Below are 17,957 nucleotides of genomic sequence, written 5' to 3' on the forward strand. Positions count from 1 at the left end.
CCACGGGCGCGGGGCACTAGCGCCCCGGCTCGGGCAGGATTCCGTGCAGGACGATGTCGGTGAGGGCGGCCGCAACGGACTCGGCGTCCTCGACGTCACGGAGGGACAGCGCGAAGATCGCCGTGCCCGCGAGGATGTCGAGCAGGGTGTCGGCATCGACGCCGGCGCGGATCTCGCCGCGCGCGATGGCGTCGTCGAGCCGACGCGCCAACTCGGTCCGGACCCCGGCGAGCTGCCGCTCGATCAGCACCCCGCGCAGCGACTCGTCGGACCGCACTTCGTTCATCAGTCCCGGCGCGGCCGCGCGCGTCGCCGGCGCACCGAACAACGCGACCGCGCCGTACACGAGGTCGCGCACCTGCTCGGCCATCGCGCCCTGGGTACCGAGTTCGGCGTCGATGTCCGCGTCACGGTCGGTGTCGAGCACCGGGTAGACCGCGTCGTTGACGATGTGCGCCTTCGACGGCCAGCGGCGATAGATCGCCGGGCGCCCCACGCCGGCCCGGGTGGCGATCGCATCGACGGTGACGCCCGCGTACCCCTTCTCGACCAGAAGTTGCCGGGTGGCTTCGAGAACCGCCTCGTCGATCGCCGGATTCCGCTGCGGCCCAAGCCGGTGCTTCGCCGCCCGTTCCTTTGCCATTTCTTCCAAACCCCTTGCATAGCCCTGTGACGGCCGTTACATTGTGTCACGGCTTTGTCGTTACAGCTTGTAACGGCACGGCTTCGGATGCCACCGCCCCCCGAACACTAGCCGCGCCGCTGCTGCCCGACCTGGGCGGACGCAACCACGCCGGCCGTCACATCATCACGAGGACTGGTCATGGAATCACCACTGGACACCGCCACCCGGGAACCGGAACCGGACTACGCCGAAATCGCCCGCCCGGGCGAATCGCGGAAGGATCCGGAGCAACTGCGGGTCCGACTGCAGGAATGGCTCGGCTCGATCCTCGCGTCCGAGGCCGAGCCCGAGGTGACCTCGGTCGAGGTTCCTGCCGCGAACGGCATGTCGAACGAGACGGTGCTGTTCAGCGCGACATGGACCGAGGCCGGCCAGCGCACCGAACACCACCTGGTCGCCCGGATCGCGCCGTCCGCGTCCGCGGTGCCGCTCTTCCCGACCTACGACCTGGATCGCCAGTACCAGGTCATGCGCGCGGTGTCCGAGCACTCGCCGGTCCCCGTGCCGCGGGTGTACTGGTCCGAGACCTCCACCGAGCCGCTCGGCGGCGAGTTCTTCGTGATGGAACGCCTCGACGGCGACGTTCCGCCGGACGTCATGCCCTACACGTTCGGGTCCTGGCTGTCGGAGGCCTCGGCCGAGGACCAGCGCCGCCTGCAGGACACCTCGGTCCGTGTCCTCGCCGACCTGCACGCGATCCCCGAACCCGACCGTCGCTTCGCGGTGCTGCGGCCCGCCGGCACCGAATCGCCCAGCCCGCTCACCGCGGCAGACGGACTGCGCGCCCACATCCAGGAGCAGCGGAACTACTACGAGTGGGCGACCGGCGACGGGCCTCGCTCGCCGCTGATCGAACGGGGTCTCGACTGGGTCGAGGCCAACATGCCGGCGCCGGCCGGGCAGGCGGTGCTGTGCTGGGGCGACTCCCGGATCGGCAACATCATGTACCGGGACTTCGAGCCCGCCGCCGTCCTCGACTGGGAGATGGCCGCCCTTGGCCCCCGCGAACTCGACCTCGGTTGGATGATCTACCTGCACCGGTTCTTCGACGACCTGGCCTCGCTCGCCGGACTGCCCGGCCTGCCCGACTTCCTGCGCCCGGCCGACGTCGTGGCCGGGTACCGCGACCGCACCGGCCACGACGCCCAGGACATCGAGTTCTACACGCTCTACGCGGCGCTGCGGCACGCCGTCGTGATGTTCCGGGTGCAGACCCGCACGATCGCGTTCGGGCAGGCACCGGCCCCGGCCGACCCCGACGACATGATCCTGCACCGTGCCTCGCTCACCGCGATGCTCGAGGGCACCTACTGGTCGGGCATCGGAGTGCAGCCGTGACTCTGTCGCCGCTCGACGACTATCCCGTCCACCAGATCGCCGAGACCGTCCGGCACGTCGGCACCTCGGACCGCAACTTCTACGACCGCTACTACTTCAACTGCCACCCCGGCGTCGACGCCGAGGATCCGCTGTTCCTGATCGTCGGACTCGGCCAGTACCCGAATCTCGGTGTGTGCGACGGGTTCGCGGTCCTGCGACGCGGCGACGACCACATCGTCTTCCGCGCCTCCCGTGCACTCGGGGACGACCGGATGGACCTGTCGGTCGGACCACTGCGGATCGAGGTGCTCGAAGGTCTGCACCGGTTGCGGGTGGTTCTCGACCCGAGCGACGAGGCCCCCGACCTGTCGTTCGACCTCGTGTTCACCTCCGACGTGCCCGCCAATCTCGAGGCCCGGCACTTCCACCGGCAGCTCGAACGCGTCACGTTCGACACGCAGCGCTTCGTGCAGACCGGGTCCTGGCAGGGCACCATGACCGTCGACGGGGAGACGGTCCCGGTCACCGAGGACCGGTGGCGCGGCAACCGAGACCGCTCGTGGGGGGTGCGCCCGGTCGGGGAAGCCGAACCCCCCGGGCGCCGAGCGGATCCGGCGATCGCAGCGACCCAGAACTTCTTCTGGATCTACTCGATCATGCAGTTCGACGACTTCTCGGTGATCACGGTGATCCAGGAGGACACCGACGGCCGGCGCATCGTCGAGGACGCCACCCGGGTGTGGGCGGACCGCACCCGGGAACCGCAGTGGCTCGGTCGGCCCGAGCACGACCTGCGTTTCGTGCCGGGCACCCGCGAGGTGGCCGCGTCGACGCTGCGGTTCCGCCGTCCCGGCGAACCGGGCGGTCCGGACGAGGTCGTCACCGTCACCTGCGAGCCGGTGCTGCCGCACTACCTCGGGGTCGGCACCGGATACGGCCTCGAGCAGGACTGGCGGCACGGCATGTGGCAGGGCGACCTCGTCGTCCAGGGGTTGCGCGAGAAGGTCTCCGACATCGAACCCTGGAAGAAGATCCTCTGCCCCGTCGACAACCTCGCCCGCTTCACCCTGTCCGAGGGTGGCGACACCCACACCGGTGCAGGTCTGTTCGAGATCGGCGTCATCGGCCCGCACCGTCGCTACGGCTTCACCAGCCTCGCCGACGTCGCCCCCTGATCGTCCACAGCTCCATCCAAGGAAAGGTTCCACATGTCCACTCGCACGATGAAAACCTTCACCGCAGCGCTGCTGGCGAGCGGTCTGCTGCTGTCCGCGCCGGCCGCGGCCGGCGCCCTCGACCTCGGCTCGCTCGACACCGGTTCGCTCGGCACGGGCTCGCTCACCCCGCAGACCCCGACCAACCTCGTTGACACTCCGCGCCTCGCGACCGTCGCCAACTTCCGCGACGTCGCGGGCAACACCGGCGCCGGTTACGCGGCCGCGAACGGACACCACCTCAAGCGCGGCGTGATCTACCGGTCCGACGCACCGACCAAGACGTCCGAGGCCGACCTGACGACGCTCACCGACCTCGGTGTCGCCGATGCGTACGACCTGCGCGGCCAGTCCGAGATCACCAACCCGCTCGTCGGCGGCACGGACAAGCTCCCCGCCAGCACGGTGTACAAGAACGTGCCGATCGACTTCTCGAACCTGATCCAGCTCGCGCAGACGATCACCTCGCCGGAGCAGGCCGCCCAGTTCCTGGTGGACACCAACAAGTCCTTCGTCACCGACGCCGCCAAGCGGGCCCAGTTCGCGACGGTCCTGACCGACATCGCGAACAACGACGGCGCCCAGCTGTTCCACTGCACCTCCGGCAAGGACCGCACCGGCTGGACGGCGATGCTGCTGCAGTCGCTCGCCGGCCTGCCGCAGCAGACCATCATGGACGACTACCTGCTGAGCAACACCTACCTCGCGGCGACCAACCAGAAGATCCTCCAGCAGATCACCGGCGCGCTCGGCGCCCAGGCCGCGACCAACCTGACCCCGATCCTCGGTGTCGACGCCAGCTACCTGCAGGCCGGTCTCGACCAGATCACCGCGGACTACGGCACGGTCGGCAAGTACCTGTCCGATGGCCTCGGACTCGACAAGGCCACGCTCGCGAAGCTGAAGGCCAAGCTCGTCGCCTGACCTGCTCCCTCGGCTCAGACCCCTGGCCCCGGATCCGGCTGCCCTCGCCTGGATCCGGGGCCAGGCCCGTCTCAGGCCAGCGCGCGCAGCCGCGGGGCGAGGTCGCGCTCGAATAGGTCGAGGAATCGGCGCTGGTCGTGCCCAGGAGCGTGGAAGACCAGGTGGTTCAGCCCGGCGTCGACGTACTGCTTGACCTGCTCGACCGCCTGGTCGGGGTCCGAGGCCACGATCCAGCGCTTGGCGACCTGCTCGATCGGCAGTGCGTCCGCGGCGGCCTCCATCTCGATCGGGTCCTCGATCGAGTGCTTCTGCTCCGGGGTCAGCGACAGCGGCGCCCAGAACCGGGTGTTCTCCAGTGCCAGTTCGGGATCGGTGTCGTAGGAGATCTTGATCTCGATCATCCGGTCGATGCCCGCGGCGTCACGGCCGACCTTCTCGGCGCCCTCACGGACCGCGGGCATCAGCTTCTCGGTGTAGAGCTCCATGCCCTTGCCCGAGGTGCAGATGAACCCGTCGCCCGCCCGCCCGGCGTAGCGGGCCACCACGGGGCCACCCGCCGCGACGTAGACCGGGATCCCGCCCTCGGGCACGTCGTAGATCGAGGCGCCCTTCGTGGAGTAGTACTCGCCCTCGAAGTCGACCCGGCCGCCCTTCCACAGTTCGCGCATCAACGACACCGACTCGCGCAGCCGCGCGAACCGCTCCTTGAACTCGGGCCACTCACCCGCGTAGCCGGTCGCGATCTCGTTGAGCGCCTCGCCCGTCCCGACACCGAGCATGATCCGTCCCGGGTACAGGCAGCCCATCGTCGCGAACGCCTGCGCCACCACCGCCGGGTTGTAGCGGAACGTCGGGGTCATCACCGAGGTCCCCAACTGCAGCGTCGTGGTGCGCTCCCCGACTGCTGTCATCCACGCGATCGAGAACGGCGCGTGACCGCCGTTGTGCCGCCACGGCTGGAAGTGGTCCGACACCGTCGCCGAGTCCATCCCGTGCGACTCGGCCAGCACCGCCAGTTCCACCAGCTCGCGCGGACCGAACTGCTCCGCGGACGCCTTGTACCCGAGCTTGAGTGCCACCGTTCCTCCTCATGGGGTGATGCCGTGGGCGTGATGCCGCTTACCTTCTGTCGCGACGCTAAACCAGACAGGTGTCCGCCTCCGCGGCGGGTCCGCGTCACGCCCCGATCAGGGTCGCGACGGCCGCGACGGCGGCGACCACCGCAACCCCGACGCCGAATACCCACAGGTCACGTTCCTGCGGCATCGGCGCCCCGGATTCCAGGGCGCGGCGGACCTGCATCCATCGCCGCAGGCCCGCGATCGGAGCGGCGACCGCCAGCAGGATCAGCACCACGCCGAGCAGGGTGCGGACCCACCCGGTGCTGAACTCGGGCACCAGGTGCACCATCGCGATCCCGCCCGCGAGCAGGCCGAGGGACGTGCGGATCCAGGCGAGGAACGTCCGCTCGCTGGCGAGGGTGAACCGCTCGTCGGGGCGGTCTGGGACTTCGCTCGGGGCGTCGGGCACACCCCATCCTCACATCACGGTCGACGCCGGGTGCGCCCGAAAGGGTCACGGCACGGCAGAGAATCAGGTGTGATGTGTAACACATTGCCTTCGTTTCGTGATTCACCGGTTGCGGCGACATCGCGCCGCAGCGACCTCGACACCGACCGGGAAGGGCATGCCCGTGACCTCATCGACAACACGTGACAGGCGATCAACCCACCTCCGCCGCGCCCTCGTCGCCGGCGCCCTGACGGTCTGCGCCGTCACCCTGCCCGCAGCGCCGGCCCTCGCCGTCGGCAGCATCGGGAGCTCGGGCAGCGCCGGCGGCAGCTCGGTGATCCCCCTGCCGATCTCGAGCCCGGCAGGCATGGTCGCGCTTGCCGCCGCGACCACCCAGACCGGCAAGCCGTACCTGTGGGGCGGCACCGGACCGAACGCCTGGGACTGCTCCGGCCTCGTGCAGTGGGCGTTCCGCCAGGCCGGCGTCCAACTGCCGCGGGTCAGCCAGGACCAGGCGTGGGCCGGGACTCCGATCCCGTTCGCGGCGATGGCGCCCGGCGACATCATCACGTTCCGTGCCGCGAACGACCATGTCGGCATCTACGCGGGGTTCGGGCAGGTGTTCAACGCGTACGGGGCGGGGGTGCCGATCGGGCTCACTCCGCTGTCGGAGCTGCCGCCGATCAACCAGATCCGCCGCTTCTGATCGGACCGGATCCGAGTGGACGCGATGAGTTCGGCCCGCCAGGGTGGTCTGTACCTGTGAGCACACCCAACCGAGAGGACCGACTGATCATGCAGAAGATCACGCCCTGCCTGTGGTTCGACTCGCAGGCCGAAGAGGCGGCCAGATTCTACACGTCCGTCTTCAAGAATTCGTCGATCGGTGAGATCAGCCGGTACGGCGAGGACATGTCGAAGCCCGCCGGGACCGTGTTGACGGTCGAGTTCACTCTGAACGGACAGAACTTCACCGCGCTGAACGGCGGACCCGAGTTCGTGTTCTCCGAGGCGATCTCGTTCCAGGTCGCCTGCGCCGACCAGGCCGAGGTCGACGAGTACTGGGCCGCACTCACAGCCGACGGCGGGAAGGAGTCGCAGTGCGGGTGGCTCCAGGACAAGTTCGGACTGTCCTGGCAGATCGTGCCGTCGGAGCTGGCCGGAATCCTCGGCGGACCCGATCCGGCCGGCGCCCAGCGGGCGGTCACCGCGATGATGAAGATGCGCAAGCTCGACATCGGCGTGCTGCGACAGGCGTACGCCGGGGAGTGACGAACACGTCGTGCGCGCCGGTCGGTGAGTCCACAGACCGGCGCGCACAATTGACGGGTGACCCCGACGCAGCAGAGCCCCGGCTGGACCTACCTGATGGACATGGACGGCGTGCTCGTCCACGAGGACCACCTCGTTCCCGGTGCCGACGAGTTCCTCGCCGAACTCCAGCAGTCGGGCACGCCTTTCGTCGTGCTGACCAACAACTCCATTCGCACCCCGCGGGACCTGCGGGCCCGCCTGGTCCAGACCGGCCTGGACATCCCGGAGAAGTCGATCTGGACCTCGGCGCTGGCGACCGCGACGTTCCTGTCCAATCAGCGTCCCGAGGGCAGCGCCTACGTGGTCGGGGAGTCGGGCCTGACCACCGCTCTGCACGACATCGGGTACGTCCTCACCGACAAGGACCCGGACTACGTGGTGCTCGGCGAGACCCGCACGTACTCGTTCGAGGCGATCACCACCGCGATCCGGCTGGTCGAGCGCGGCGCCCGGTTCATCGCCACCAACCCGGACGCGACCGGCCCGTCGCGCGAGGGTTCGCTGCCCGCGACCGGGTCGGTGGCCGCGCTGATCACCCGGGCCACCGGGCGCGAGCCGTACTACGTCGGCAAGCCGAACCCGTTGATGATGCGCTCGGCGCTGCGGGCCATCGGCGCGCACTCGGAGAACACCCTCATGATCGGCGACCGGATGGACACCGACGTCGTCTCCGGGCTCGAGGCCGGGCTGCAGACGATCCTGGTGCTCACCGGCATCTCCACCCGCGACACCGTCGAGGCGTACCCCTACCGGCCGACGCTGGTCCTCGACTCCGTCGCCGACCTCGTCGGGCGGACCCAGGACCCGTTCGGCTGACCGGCGAACACTTCCCGAATGGCGCATCGATTCAGTCCGGCTGAACGAGTGGGCCATTCGGGAGATCTGCGGTGCGGCGACTTTCTCTGCTGGCGGTGGCCGAGTACACCCGGCCACCGTCAGCGTTCCCGCAACTCCCGCGCGATGCCCGCGGTCACCAGCACCACCGACTCGGATTCGGCGGCGACCGCGGCGTTGAGCCGGCCCAGCGCGTCCCGGAAGCGTCGACCCGAGGCGGTCGCCGGGACGACGCCGCTGCCGACCTCGTTGCTCACCGCGACGACGGGCACCGGCGCCGCCCGCCACACCGCCAGCAGCTCGTCGACGTCGGACTGCACTGCCGCCCAGCCGGATTCGTCCGTCCACGCGCCGCGGTCGTCGATGCGGCGGGTCAGCCAGGTCCCGAGGCAGTCGACGAGCACCGGACCCGACGCCGCGCGCAGCGTCGTCACGACGTCGTCGGTCTCGGCGGTGCGCCAGCACGCCGGCCGCGACGCGCGGTGCGCGGCGATCCGCTCGGCCCACTCTGCGTCGCCGTTCGCCGGACCGCCGGTCGCCAGGTAGGTGACGTCGTCGCGGTCGGCGAGCAATCGCTGCGCGAACGTGGACTTGCCGGCCCGCGCCCCACCGAGGACCAGCGTCCGTTGTGGCAGTGTGGTTTTCGGCCCCGGCTCCCCGAGCACGATCACCGCTCCGTCGTCGACGACGCGGACTCCCCACGGCCGCAGGCGCTCCGGGAGGTCGATCGGATTGTGATGGCCCAGGTGCACCGCGATCACGTCGGTTCCGTCGACGACCGCACCTGCCACCCGCAGCGCGGCGAGGGTCCGCGGGAAGGTGGTCAGGTCGAGGTGGTCGGGTTCGTGATCGGCGAGGTCGCCGAAGGTCTCCTCCAGGAACACCGCGTCGTACCGAGCTCCTCGCACCGCGTCGAGCGTCTCGATCGGCAGTGGTCCGGTATCGGTGGCCCACAACAGTTTCCGGCTGTCCGGTCCGGCGACCTCGTAGAGCACCGCATCGCCGGCACGGACCACCCGGTGCGCCGCGGGCAACACCCGCACGGCGTGCTCCCCCACCCGCAGCACGGAGCCCGGCGCGACCGGCAACCACCGGATCGGGTCGCCAGGTCCGACCCAGTCGCGGCACAGATCCAACGCCTCCGGCGGGCCGACGACGTCCAGGGGTTCGGTCCGGCCCGCCCACGACCGCATCAGCAACGCCAGCGGCCCGGTGTGGTCGGGGTGGGCGTGGGTGAGCAACAGGTGCCGCACCCCGGCCAGCGACCTCCCGGCGTGGGCCGCGGCTCGCGGCACCTCCGGTCCGCAGTCGAGCAGCAGCACGTCGTCGACGAGGGCGGCGGTCTGCGCGCGAATCTGCCCGCGCTCCAGCGCGCTCCGGCAGGACGCGCAGCCGCAGAACGGGTTCGGCCAGCCGTCGGCCGCGCCGGTGCCGAGCAGCACGACCTCCATCACTCCCTCCCCGCGCCCGGCTCGGGCGGCCCGACCGGCAACACCACCGGACCTCCCGGGCGGTCCAGGACCTCGACCCGGGCGCCGTACACCTCGTTGATCCGGTCCGCCCGCAGAACCTCCCTCGGGGACCCGTCCGCGACCACCCGACCGCCGTCGAGCAGGACGACGCGCCGGCCGTACTGCCCCGCGAGGGTGAGGTCGTGCATCGCGGCCACCACGGTGATGCCGTCCGCCGCCCGCAGGCTCTGCACGAGGTCGAGCACCTGCTGCTGGTGACCGATGTCGAGCGCGCTGGTCGGCTCGTCGAGCAGCAGCACCCGCGGCTGCTGGGCGAGGGCACGCGCGAGCACCACCCGCTGCAGTTCGCCGCCCGACAGCTCGGCGGCCGGCCGGTGGGACAGCCCGGACAGGTCGAGCCGCTCGATCACCGCCTCGACCACCTCCCGGTCGCGGCCGGTCTCGGTGCCGAAACGCGGCAGGTGCGGGGTGCGGCCGAGCGCGACGAGATCGGCCACGCTCACCCCGTCCGGCACCACGGGCCGTTGCGGCATCAGCGCGACCGCCCGCGACATCGCGCGCCGGGCTGCCCGACCGGGATCGTGCCCGGCGACGGACACCGTCCCGACGAACGGCACCAGCCCGGCCAGCGCGTGCAGCAGGGTGGTCTTGCCCGCCCCGTTCGGCCCGACCACCGCGACCCACTCGCCCTGCCGGACAACCAGATCCACCCCGTCCAGCACGTCAACCCCGCCGCGCTCGACCCGCAGTCCCGCGCACTCGATCACGGTGCCCGCTGCCCACGCCGCAGGATCAACAGGAAGAACGGCGCGCCGACGGCGGCGGTCACCACGCCGATCGGCAGCTCCGCCGGCGACATCGCCGTCCGCGCGACCACGTCGGCGAGCACCAGGAAGGCCGCGCCGAGGATCAGCGACAGCGGCAGCAGCAGCCGGTGTCCCGGCCCGACCAGCAACCGGATCGAGTGCGGCACCACGATCCCGACGAAACCGATCAGCCCGCTCACGCTGACCACCGCCGCGGTGCCGAGCGTCGCGGCGGCCACCAGCGTCAGCCGCACCCGGGCCGGGTGCACGCCCAGGCTCGCGGCCTCCACGTCGCCGACCGCCATCACGTCGAGCACCCGCCGGTGCAGGCCGATCACCGCGGCCGCGACCACCACGTACGGCAGCACCACCAGCACCTGCGTCCAGCCGTCGGTGCTCAGCCTGCCGAGCAACCAGCTGTACACCTGCCGCAGCGTCTCGTCGTGCCCCTGCTGCAGGAACGTCTGCGCCGCATTCGCGAAGGCCGCCACCGCGACCCCCGCGAGGATGATCACCACCTCGCTGCGCGCGCCCCCGACCCCGCGGCCCAGCGAGTACGTCGCGGCCACCGCCACGATGCCGCCCGCGAACGCCGCCGCCGGCACGCCGAACGTGCCCATGGCCGCGCCGGAGACGATCGCCGCGGTGGCGCCGAGCCCGGCGCCGCTCGAGACACCGAGCAGGAACGGGTCGGCGAGCGGGTTGCGGAACACGCCCTGATAGGCGGCGCCGGCGATCGCGAGGGTCGCGCCGACGAGCGCACCGAGCACCACCCGGGGCAGCCGGATCTGCGACAGGACGGCGTGCTGCTGCGCGGACAGTCCCGAGTCGAGGTGCACGCCCGGGACCGCGTCCAGCAGGTCCACGATCACCCCGCGCACGGTCAGTCCGGCCGGCCCGGTCACGGCGCCGATCAGCAACGCCGCGAGGAGCACGACCACGGCGCCGCCGACCACCAGCAGCGGTGCGCTGCGCGCAGTGGTGCGGATACGGCTGGCCTGGACTCCGGAAGCGCTCCACTGCGCGGGGCGCATCAGGCCGCCGCGGCGATGCTGCGTACGAGGTCGACCACGCGCGGCCCCCAGCGGCTGGCGAGGTCCGCGTCGAGGACGTGAATCTGCCTGGCGCGCAACGCGGCCAGGCCCGACCACCCGGGGCGCGCGGCGACCGTGTCGGGGGTGACGCCGCAGCACTGACTGTCGGCGAGGAAGATCAGGTCCGGATCGGCGGACACGACGTACTCCGCCGACAGTTGCGGGTAGTCGCCGCCCGACCCGCCGCCGGCCGCGATGCTCCGCAGTCCGAAGAGCGCGTAGATCTCGCCGAGGAAGGTCTTGTCGGTGATCGTGTAGAGCGTGTCGTCGAGTTCGTGGAAGTAGGTCCGCTGCTGGGCGCGCGCAGGCGCGGACTGCACCGCCGAGGCGATCTCGCTGCGCATCGACGCGGTCACGGCGATCGCCTCCGGCGTGTGTCCGGTCGCCGACCCGACGCGCTCGATCTGCCCGTACGCCTCGTCGAGGTTCGCCGCGGCGGGGAGCAGCAGGGTGGGCACCCCGGCCGCCTTCAGCCCGGAGACCAGCCCGCCGTTGTCCTCCGAGGCGATCACCAGGTCGGGTTCCTTGCCGATGATCGCCTCGACGTTCGGGGCGTAACCGGAGAGGGTGGTGGTCGGGACGCCCGCCGGATAGTCGGACTTGTCGTCGACGGCGACCACCTGCCCGCCCGCGCCGACCGCCCACAGGGTCTCGGTCGCGGTCGGGCTGAGCGAGACGATCCGCGTCGGCCGCGCGTCGACGGTGACGGTGTCGGTGGAGTTCGCCGGACCCGACCGCACCGACACCGGGAAGGCGCCGTCGCCCGTGGTGGGTGCGGGGCGATCGGGCGGACTGCTCGCGCAACCCGTCGCGAAGGCCAGCATCGCCGCGCCGAGGAGCGCGGCGATGCCGGCGAATCGAGGTCGGCGGACCGACGCCGATCGTGAGAAACCTGTCGACACAGCCGATCTCGTCATCCGGTTCGCCGCTAGCGCAGCGCGTTCTCCAGGTCGGCGAGCAGGTCCTCGACGTCCTCGAGCCCGACCGACAGTCGCACCACCCCGTCGGTGAGCCCGACCGCGGCCCGTCCCTCCGGTCCCATCGCCCGGTGTGTGGTCGTCGCGGGGTGGGTGATCAGCGACTTGGCGTCGCCCAGGTTGTTGGAGATGTCGATGACGCGCAGCGCGTCGAGCATCTCGAACGCGCGCTTCTTGCCCTCGCCGTCGGGCGCGTCGAGCTCGAAGGTGACGACTGTGCCGCCGCCGCTCATCTGCGTCGTCGCCAGGTCGTACTGCGGGTGCGACGCGAGGTACGGGTACTTCACCCAGCGGATCGCCTGGTGGCCCTCGAGGAACTGCGCGATCTTCAGCGTGGAGTCCACCGTGTGCCGCAGCCGGACCGGCATGGTCTCGAGGCCCTTGAGGAGGGTCCAGGCGTTGAATGGGCTCAGCGCCGGACCTGTGTGACGCATCAGGTTCTTGACCGGCCCGTCGATGTACTCCTCGGTGCCGAGGATCGCCCCGCCGAGCACTCGACCCTGACCGTCGATGTGCTTGGTGCCGGAGTAGACCACGACGTCGGCGCCCAGGTCGAGGCTGCGCTGCAGCAGCGGGGTGGCGAAGACGTTGTCCAGCACCACCTGTGCACCGGCGGCGTGCGCCATCTCGGAGACCTTGCGGACGTCGACCAGGGTCTGCATCGGGTTGGACGGCGTCTCGAAGAACACCGCGGTGGTCGGCACCGACAGCGCCTGCTCCCACTGCTCGAGGTCCTCGCCGTCGACGAAGACGGTCTCCACGCCCCAGCGCGGCAGGATCTCGTTACACACCACGAAGCAGGAGCCGAAGAGACTGCGGGCGGCGACCAGTCGATCGCCCGCCTTCAGCAGCGCGCCGAGCGCGGTGAACACCGCCGACATGCCGCTGGCGGTGGCGAAGCAGGCCTCGGCGCCCTCGATGAGGCGCATCCGCTCCTCGAACATCTTCACGGTCGGGTTGCCGTAGCGGGAGTAGACGAAGTGGTCCACCTCCCCGGTGAACGCCTGCTCGGCCGCGCCCGCCGACTCGTAGACGAAGCCGGAGTTGAGGAACATCGCCTCCGAGGTCTCCTCGAAGCCGGTGCGCATCACGCCACCGCGCACGCCGAGGGTGCCGAGCCCGACGTTCGGCGGAAGCTCCTTGTGGAAGGCGCCGCCTTGGGGAATGCCACTCATTGCTGCCTCCAGGGAAGTCCGACCGCGCGCCAGCCGACCGCGCCGCGATGACCGTTCGCGTCGATGCCACCCTCGAAGCCGTCGAGAACGTTGTAGGACGGGCCGATACCGGCCGCGGTCGCCGCCTCCGCGGCGCCGATGGAACGCTGGCCCGAACGGCACAGGAACACGACCTCGCGCTCCTCGCCGCCCGTGATGCCGGCCTCCTCGAGCTGGTCGACGAAGTTGTCGTTGCGGGCGCCGCTGACGCTGACCCACTCGATCAACACCGGGGTCCGGCCCAGTTCGGAGGTGTCGGGCACCCCGACGAACCGCCACTCCGCGTCGGTACGACAGTCGACGAGGACCGCCCCGGGATGCTCGCGCAGCAGGTCCCATGCCTGCTCGGGAGTGATGTCGCCTGCGTAGCTCATGGGAACAGTTTTTCACAACCCCGCGGAGGCGCTCACCCGGCGGCAGCCTCCCCGGCCGCGGGCCCCGTCCGAGCAGACGGCGCGGCGACCCGGAAGGGTTTCACTCAGCGCTGTCGGTAAGGGTTGCGGCCGCGTGCGCCACCGGCAACGCTGCCTTGTCACAACCGTTGCTTGTGCCCCCTCAAGTCGGGCTGCCCTAGCGGAGTCGGCCGCCGTGGCGGAGGATCGACTCACGAGGGCCCGGCGACAGGGCTGCACTCACCTGTCAGGTACGGCTCAGTTTAAGCTGAACACTCGCCGGTAAGGCTGGTACCAGCACCGAACCGTCCGTCCGCTAGTCGAAGAGGTAGTTCGTTCGAGATGACTGACCAGAATCGTCCGCTCCGCATCGCCATCGTCGGCGCCGGCCCCGCCGGCATCTACGCCGCCGACGCCCTGATGAAGTCCGACACCGCATCGGGCCGCGGCGTGTCCATCGACCTGTACGAACGCATGCCCGCGCCCTTCGGCCTGATCCGCTACGGCGTCGCGCCCGACCACCCGCGCATCAAGGGCATCATCACCGCCCTGCACAAGGTGCTCGACAAGGACCAGGTCCGGCTGCTGGGCAACATCGACTACGGCACCGACATCACCCTCGAGGACCTGCGCCGCTTCTACGACGCGGTGATCTTCTCCACCGGCGCCAACGCCGACCGCGCGCTGGACATCCCGGGCATCGACCTCGACGGCAGCTACGGCGCCGCCGACTTCGTCTCCTGGTACGACGGCCACCCGGACGTGCCGCGCACCTGGCCGCTCGAGGCCGAGAAGGTCGCGGTCCTCGGCGTCGGCAACGTCGCGCTCGACATCGCGCGCGTGCTCGCCAAGACCGGCGACGAGCTGCTGCCCACCGAGATCCCCGCGAACGTGTACGAGGGCCTCAAGAACAACAAGGCCGTCGAGGTGCACGTCTTCGGCCGCCGCGGCCCGGCGCAGGCCAAGTTCACCCCGCTGGAGCTGCGCGAGCTCGACCACTCCCCCACCATCGAGGTCATCGTCGACCCCGAGGACATCGACTACGACGAGGGTTCCGAGGCCGCGCGGCGCAACTCCAAGCAGGTCGACATGGTCGCGAACACGCTGCAGGACTGGGCGATCCGCGACGTGGGCAACCGCCCGCACAAGCTGTTCCTGCACTTCTTCGAGTCGCCGTCGGAGGTGCTCGGCGAGGACGGCAAGGTCGTCGGCCTGCGCACCGAACGCACCGAACTCGACGGCACCGGCAACGTCCGGGGCACCGGCAAGTTCAACGACTGGGACGTCACGGCCGTGTACCGCGCCGTCGGCTACCTCTCGCAGAACATCGCCCAGCTGCCGTTCGACGAGCAGGCCGGCACCATCCCCAACGAGGCCGGCCGGGTCATCGGGGACGACGGCACGCACCTCGCGGGCACCTACGTCACGGGCTGGATCAAGCGCGGTCCCGTCGGCCTCATCGGTCACACCAAGGGCGACGCCAACGAGACCATCGCCTGCCTGCTGGAGGACGCGGCGAACTTCGTCGGGGCCGCCGAACCCGACGAGGACGCCGTCACCGCCTTCCTGGAGGGCAAGCAGGTCCCGTTCACGACCTGGGACGGCTGGTACCGCCTCGACGCGCACGAGCGGTCGCTCGGCGAGCCCGAGGGCCGCGAGCGCATCAAGGTCGTCGAGCGCGAGGACATGCTCCGCGCCTCGAAGAAGTAGCACCAACGGTTCCATCCGCGATGCGGCGTCCGCCCCGGTGAACGGGACGGACGCCGCATCGCGTCCTCTAGACAAGGCATCCTTGACCGGTGTTTGACGCCCACGTACACATCATCGATCCGCGATTCGCGCTGGTCGAGAACGACGGCTACCTGCCGGACCCCTTCACCATCGCCGACTACCGCGCGCGGGTCGACGGGTTCGGCGTGGACGGCGGCGCGGTCGTCACCGCCTCGTACCAGGGCACCAACCAGGACTACCTGGTCGCCGCCCTCGCGGAACTCGGACCCGGCTGGGTCGGGGTGACCCAGCTCCCCGAGGACGCCACCGACGAGGACATCCTCGCGCTGGACCGGGCGGGCGTGCGCGCGCTGCGGTTCAACCTGCGGCGCAGCGCAACCGACGTGAAGCTGCTGACCACGCAGGCCCTGCGGGCCTGGGAGCTGGCCGGCTGGCACGCCGAGTTCTACGTGGACGCCGCGCTGCTGCTCTCGCTCGAACCCGTGTTCAAGAAGCTTCCCGCGGTCAGCATCGACCATCTCGGCATGTCCACCCGCGGCCTGCCGTACCTACTGAACCTGGTGGACCGCGGGGTGAAGGTGAAGGCGACCGGATTCGGCCGCGCCACCATCGACGACGTCGGCGACGCGCTGCGACGCATCCACAGGGTCAATCCGGGCGCGCTGATGTTCGGCACCGACCTGCCCGGCACCCGGGCCCGCCGCGCCTTCGAGGCGGCCGACCTGGACCTGATCACCGAGGCCGTCGGCGACGACCTCGAGGCCGTCCTCGGCGGCAACGCCCGCGCCTGGTACCGCCTGCACCCCGCCGAGTGAACGGAAGCGTTCACTCGATCTGATCGAACGAACGGTACGTTCACTCGGCGGGCGCGGGGGTTCGCGATCGGCGTCGTCCACACTGTCCGCATGGACCTCGGGATCGACACCACGCTCACGCTCCTGGCCGCCGGGCTGATCTTCCTGCTCGCGTTGGGCCTCGGCGTGTGGAAGTACCGGCAGATGTCGGTGAGCGAGAACCACCTCGCGCATCCCTACGTCGACATCGCGCACCGCTCGGCGCTGATGTACTCGTTCGCGACGCTGCTCGTCGCGGTGTTCGTCGAGCTCAGCGACTGGCCGACGGCCGTGAACGCCACCTGCGCGGCGATCCTGGTGTTCTTCTTCGTCGCAGCCATCGGCAGCTATGTCCTGCATGGCGCTCGACGCGACACCACCAACCAGTACGCACACCCGGACACGGCGCTGCGCGTGTCGACGATCGCACTCGCGGTCGGCGAGATCGGCGCGTTCACGGTCCTGCTCACGGGTTTCGCGGCCGGGCAACTCCACTAGGGCGTGCTGATCGCCTGCTTGCTGCCCGCGGTGTCGCGGCGGTGAGCGCGGTGGGGGAGACGGACTGTTCCGCCCGTTGGGGTGGCGAGCGAGGCTACCTGCAGGCAGCCTCGGATGCGGCGCACGCCGTGGCGCAGGAGGCGAAGGACGCCGGCGTCTGATCGTGGCGGTCCGGGCCACTCGGCCCGCCGGGATAGCGGTCCATGCTCGACAACGGGTTCTGATCGGGTGAATGCACTCGTTGCCCAGAATGCTGTTTCGCTACCCCGGCGGAGGGGAATCAGCTCGGTCGCTCGCGCGTCAGTCGTTCTCGGTCATCGGGATGCGGACGCCACGGGTGCGTGCGGTCTCGATCGCGTGCTCGTAGCCGGCGTCCGCGTGTCGGATGACGCCCATGCCCGGGTCGTTGGTGAGCACCCGCTCGATCTTCTGCGCGGCCAGTTCGGTGCCGTCGGCGATGCACACCTGGCCGGCGTGGATGGAGCGGCCCATGCCGACGCCGCCGCCGTGGTGGATCGACACCCAGGAGGCGCCGGAGGCGGTGTTGACGAGGGCGTTGAGCAGCGGCCAGTCGGCGATCGCGTCGGAGCCGTCGGCCATGGCCTCGGTCTCGCGGTACGGCGAGGCGACGGAGCCGGAGTCGAGGTGGTCGCGGCCGATGGCCAGCGGCGCGGACAGCTCACCCGAGGCGACCATCTCGTTGAACTTCAGGCCGGCCTTGTGGCGTTCGCCGTAGCCGAGCCAGCAGATGCGGGCGGGCAGGCCCTCGAAGGCGACCTTCTCGCCGGCCATGGTGATCCAGCGCTTGAGGTGCTCGTTCTCGGGGAACAGCTCGAGGATCGCCTTGTCGGTGGCCTCGATGTCCTTGGGGTCACCGGAGAGCGCGGCCCAGCGGAACGGGCCGAGGCCTTCCTCGAAGAGCGGGCGGATGTAGGCGGGGACGAAGCCGGGGAACGCGAATGCGCGGTCGTAGCCGCCCTTGCGGGCCTCGTCGCGGATGGAGTTGCCGTAGTCGAAGACCTCGGCGCCCTTGTCCATGAACCCGACCATCGCCTCGACGTGCGCGGCCATCGACTTGCGGGACTCCTCGGTGAAGTGCGCCGGGTCCTTCTCGGCCATCGCCTTCATGTCGGCGAA

At 70.5% G+C, this 17,957-nt stretch carries 19 protein-coding genes; 9 read left to right on the plus strand and 10 right to left on the minus strand.

Translation table 11 applies throughout. The annotated features are described in order from the left end of the window. Positions 1 to 16 precede the first annotated feature (16 nt). Positions 17 to 643 (minus strand): TetR/AcrR family transcriptional regulator, encoded by a 627-nt coding sequence (locus ACFVH2_RS10355; protein WP_378422135.1) that lies wholly within the window; start codon positions 641 to 643, stop codon positions 17 to 19. A 180-nt stretch (positions 644 to 823) separates the two neighbouring features. Between ACFVH2_RS10355 and ACFVH2_RS10360 the strand changes: the two genes are divergently transcribed. The 3 genes from ACFVH2_RS10360 to ACFVH2_RS10370 are packed head-to-tail and all read left to right on the plus strand — an operon-like array spanning position 824 to position 4,143. After that, entirely contained in the window at positions 824 to 2,023 is a 1,200-nt protein-coding gene (locus tag ACFVH2_RS10360; protein ID WP_378422137.1) for a phosphotransferase family protein, read from the plus strand. Beyond that, positions 2,020 to 3,180, plus strand: a complete 1,161-nt coding sequence (locus ACFVH2_RS10365) for a hypothetical protein (protein WP_378422139.1) — start codon at positions 2,020 to 2,022, stop codon at positions 3,178 to 3,180. Before ACFVH2_RS10360 ends, ACFVH2_RS10365 begins: the two co-directional genes overlap by 4 nt. A gap of 33 nt (positions 3,181 to 3,213) precedes the next feature. Continuing rightward, a complete protein-coding gene (locus ACFVH2_RS10370; protein WP_378422141.1) occupies positions 3,214 to 4,143 on the plus strand; it encodes a tyrosine-protein phosphatase in 930 nt (309 codons plus the stop codon). Between the two features lie 71 nt (positions 4,144 to 4,214). Here ACFVH2_RS10370 and fgd read toward each other — a convergent pair whose 3' ends face one another. Both fgd and ACFVH2_RS10380 read right to left on the minus strand, forming a co-directional pair. Further along, entirely contained in the window at positions 4,215 to 5,222 is a 1,008-nt protein-coding gene (gene fgd / locus ACFVH2_RS10375; RefSeq protein WP_378422143.1) for a glucose-6-phosphate dehydrogenase (coenzyme-F420), read from the minus strand. A gap of 97 nt (positions 5,223 to 5,319) precedes the next feature. After that, a complete protein-coding gene (locus ACFVH2_RS10380; RefSeq protein WP_378422145.1) occupies positions 5,320 to 5,673 on the minus strand; it encodes a YidH family protein in 354 nt (117 codons plus the stop codon). A gap of 157 nt (positions 5,674 to 5,830) precedes the next feature. Here ACFVH2_RS10380 and ACFVH2_RS10385 point away from each other — a divergent pair, with 157 nt between their 5' ends. From ACFVH2_RS10385 to ACFVH2_RS10395, 3 genes are all read left to right on the plus strand, one after another. Next, the gene (locus tag ACFVH2_RS10385; RefSeq protein WP_378422147.1) at positions 5,831 to 6,361 is read left to right on the plus strand and encodes a C40 family peptidase; all 531 of its coding nucleotides are present in this window, start codon (positions 5,831 to 5,833) and stop codon (positions 6,359 to 6,361) included. Positions 6,362 to 6,450: 89 nt separating this feature from the next. Beyond that, positions 6,451 to 6,927 (plus strand): VOC family protein, encoded by a 477-nt coding sequence (locus ACFVH2_RS10390; protein ID WP_378422197.1) that lies wholly within the window; start codon positions 6,451 to 6,453, stop codon positions 6,925 to 6,927. A gap of 96 nt (positions 6,928 to 7,023) precedes the next feature. Then, positions 7,024 to 7,785: an HAD-IIA family hydrolase gene (locus tag ACFVH2_RS10395; protein ID WP_378422198.1), complete on the plus strand. Its 762-nt coding sequence runs from the start codon at positions 7,024 to 7,026 to the stop codon at positions 7,783 to 7,785. 119 nt (positions 7,786 to 7,904) lie between these two features. Here the strand turns inward: ACFVH2_RS10395 and ACFVH2_RS10400 are convergent, their stop codons facing one another. From ACFVH2_RS10400 to ACFVH2_RS10425, 6 genes are all read right to left on the minus strand, one after another. Next, a complete protein-coding gene (locus ACFVH2_RS10400; protein WP_378422149.1) occupies positions 7,905 to 9,254 on the minus strand; it encodes a bifunctional adenosylcobinamide kinase/adenosylcobinamide-phosphate guanylyltransferase in 1,350 nt (449 codons plus the stop codon). Continuing rightward, positions 9,254 to 10,042 carry an ABC transporter ATP-binding protein gene (locus ACFVH2_RS10405; RefSeq protein WP_378422150.1) on the minus strand — a complete coding sequence of 263 codons (789 nt, stop codon included), beginning with the start codon at positions 10,040 to 10,042 and terminating at the stop codon, positions 9,254 to 9,256. The genes ACFVH2_RS10400 and ACFVH2_RS10405 overlap by 1 nt, the downstream gene beginning before the upstream one ends. Continuing rightward, a complete protein-coding gene (locus tag ACFVH2_RS10410; protein ID WP_378422152.1) occupies positions 10,039 to 11,115 on the minus strand; it encodes a FecCD family ABC transporter permease in 1,077 nt (358 codons plus the stop codon). Before ACFVH2_RS10410 ends, ACFVH2_RS10405 begins: the two co-directional genes overlap by 4 nt. After that, positions 11,115 to 11,999 (minus strand): ABC transporter substrate-binding protein, encoded by an 885-nt coding sequence (locus ACFVH2_RS10415; protein ID WP_378422200.1) that lies wholly within the window; start codon positions 11,997 to 11,999, stop codon positions 11,115 to 11,117. Before ACFVH2_RS10415 ends, ACFVH2_RS10410 begins: the two co-directional genes overlap by 1 nt. Positions 12,000 to 12,103: 104 nt before the next feature. Next, a complete protein-coding gene (locus ACFVH2_RS10420; protein ID WP_378422154.1) occupies positions 12,104 to 13,327 on the minus strand; it encodes an O-succinylhomoserine sulfhydrylase in 1,224 nt (407 codons plus the stop codon). Further along, a complete protein-coding gene (locus tag ACFVH2_RS10425) occupies positions 13,324 to 13,740 on the minus strand; it encodes a rhodanese-like domain-containing protein (RefSeq protein WP_378422156.1) in 417 nt (138 codons plus the stop codon). Before ACFVH2_RS10425 ends, ACFVH2_RS10420 begins: the two co-directional genes overlap by 4 nt. Before the next feature lie 360 nt (positions 13,741 to 14,100). Here ACFVH2_RS10425 and ACFVH2_RS10430 point away from each other — a divergent pair, with 360 nt between their 5' ends. The 3 genes from ACFVH2_RS10430 (at position 14,101) to ACFVH2_RS10440 (ending at position 16,820) form a co-directional block, all read left to right on the plus strand. Beyond that, complete coding sequence (locus ACFVH2_RS10430; RefSeq protein WP_378422158.1) at positions 14,101 to 15,468, plus strand: FAD-dependent oxidoreductase; 1,368 nt, start codon at positions 14,101 to 14,103, stop codon at positions 15,466 to 15,468. Between the two features lie 89 nt (positions 15,469 to 15,557). Then, positions 15,558 to 16,304, plus strand: coding sequence for an amidohydrolase family protein (locus ACFVH2_RS10435; protein WP_378422159.1), 747 nt, complete (start codon positions 15,558 to 15,560; stop codon positions 16,302 to 16,304). A gap of 90 nt (positions 16,305 to 16,394) precedes the next feature. After that, positions 16,395 to 16,820: a hypothetical protein gene (locus ACFVH2_RS10440; protein WP_378422161.1), complete on the plus strand. Its 426-nt coding sequence runs from the start codon at positions 16,395 to 16,397 to the stop codon at positions 16,818 to 16,820. 300 nt (positions 16,821 to 17,120) lie between these two features. On the opposite strand, the gene hutU is transcribed toward ACFVH2_RS10440, so the two are convergent. Further along, a partial coding sequence (gene hutU, locus ACFVH2_RS10445) for a urocanate hydratase (protein WP_378475701.1) occupies positions 17,121 to 17,957 on the minus strand: 837 nt, incomplete at its 5' end.

The organism is Rhodococcus sp. NPDC127527, assembly GCF_042672245.1.
In the GTDB taxonomy this organism is placed as follows: domain Bacteria; phylum Actinomycetota; class Actinomycetes; order Mycobacteriales; family Mycobacteriaceae; genus Rhodococcus_G.

What these genes read in the sequence shown, in the direction of transcription:
- ACFVH2_RS10385 (WP_378422147.1), top strand. Translation starts at nt 5,831, where the DNA reads ATGCCCGTGACCTCATCGACAACACGTGACAGGCGATCAACCCACCTC.
- ACFVH2_RS10440 (WP_378422161.1), top strand. Translation starts at nt 16,395, where the DNA reads ATGGACCTCGGGATCGACACCACGCTCACGCTCCTGGCCGCCGGGCTG.
- ACFVH2_RS10355 (WP_378422135.1), bottom strand. Translation starts at nt 643, where the DNA reads ATGGCAAAGGAACGGGCGGCGAAGCACCGGCTTGGGCCGCAGCGGAAT.
- ACFVH2_RS10425 (WP_378422156.1), bottom strand. Translation starts at nt 13,740, where the DNA reads ATGAGCTACGCAGGCGACATCACTCCCGAGCAGGCATGGGACCTGCTG.
- ACFVH2_RS10360 (WP_378422137.1), top strand. Translation starts at nt 824, where the DNA reads ATGGAATCACCACTGGACACCGCCACCCGGGAACCGGAACCGGACTAC.
- ACFVH2_RS10410 (WP_378422152.1), bottom strand. Translation starts at nt 11,115, where the DNA reads ATGCGCCCCGCGCAGTGGAGCGCTTCCGGAGTCCAGGCCAGCCGTATC.
- ACFVH2_RS10400 (WP_378422149.1), bottom strand. Translation starts at nt 9,254, where the DNA reads ATGGAGGTCGTGCTGCTCGGCACCGGCGCGGCCGACGGCTGGCCGAAC.
- ACFVH2_RS10390 (WP_378422197.1), top strand. Translation starts at nt 6,451, where the DNA reads ATGCAGAAGATCACGCCCTGCCTGTGGTTCGACTCGCAGGCCGAAGAG.
- ACFVH2_RS10395 (WP_378422198.1), top strand. Translation starts at nt 7,024, where the DNA reads ATGGACATGGACGGCGTGCTCGTCCACGAGGACCACCTCGTTCCCGGT.
- ACFVH2_RS10415 (WP_378422200.1), bottom strand. Translation starts at nt 11,999, where the DNA reads ATGCTGGCCTTCGCGACGGGTTGCGCGAGCAGTCCGCCCGATCGCCCC.
- ACFVH2_RS10430 (WP_378422158.1), top strand. Translation starts at nt 14,101, where the DNA reads ATGACTGACCAGAATCGTCCGCTCCGCATCGCCATCGTCGGCGCCGGC.
- ACFVH2_RS10370 (WP_378422141.1), top strand. Translation starts at nt 3,214, where the DNA reads ATGTCCACTCGCACGATGAAAACCTTCACCGCAGCGCTGCTGGCGAGC.
- ACFVH2_RS10420 (WP_378422154.1), bottom strand. Translation starts at nt 13,327, where the DNA reads ATGAGTGGCATTCCCCAAGGCGGCGCCTTCCACAAGGAGCTTCCGCCG.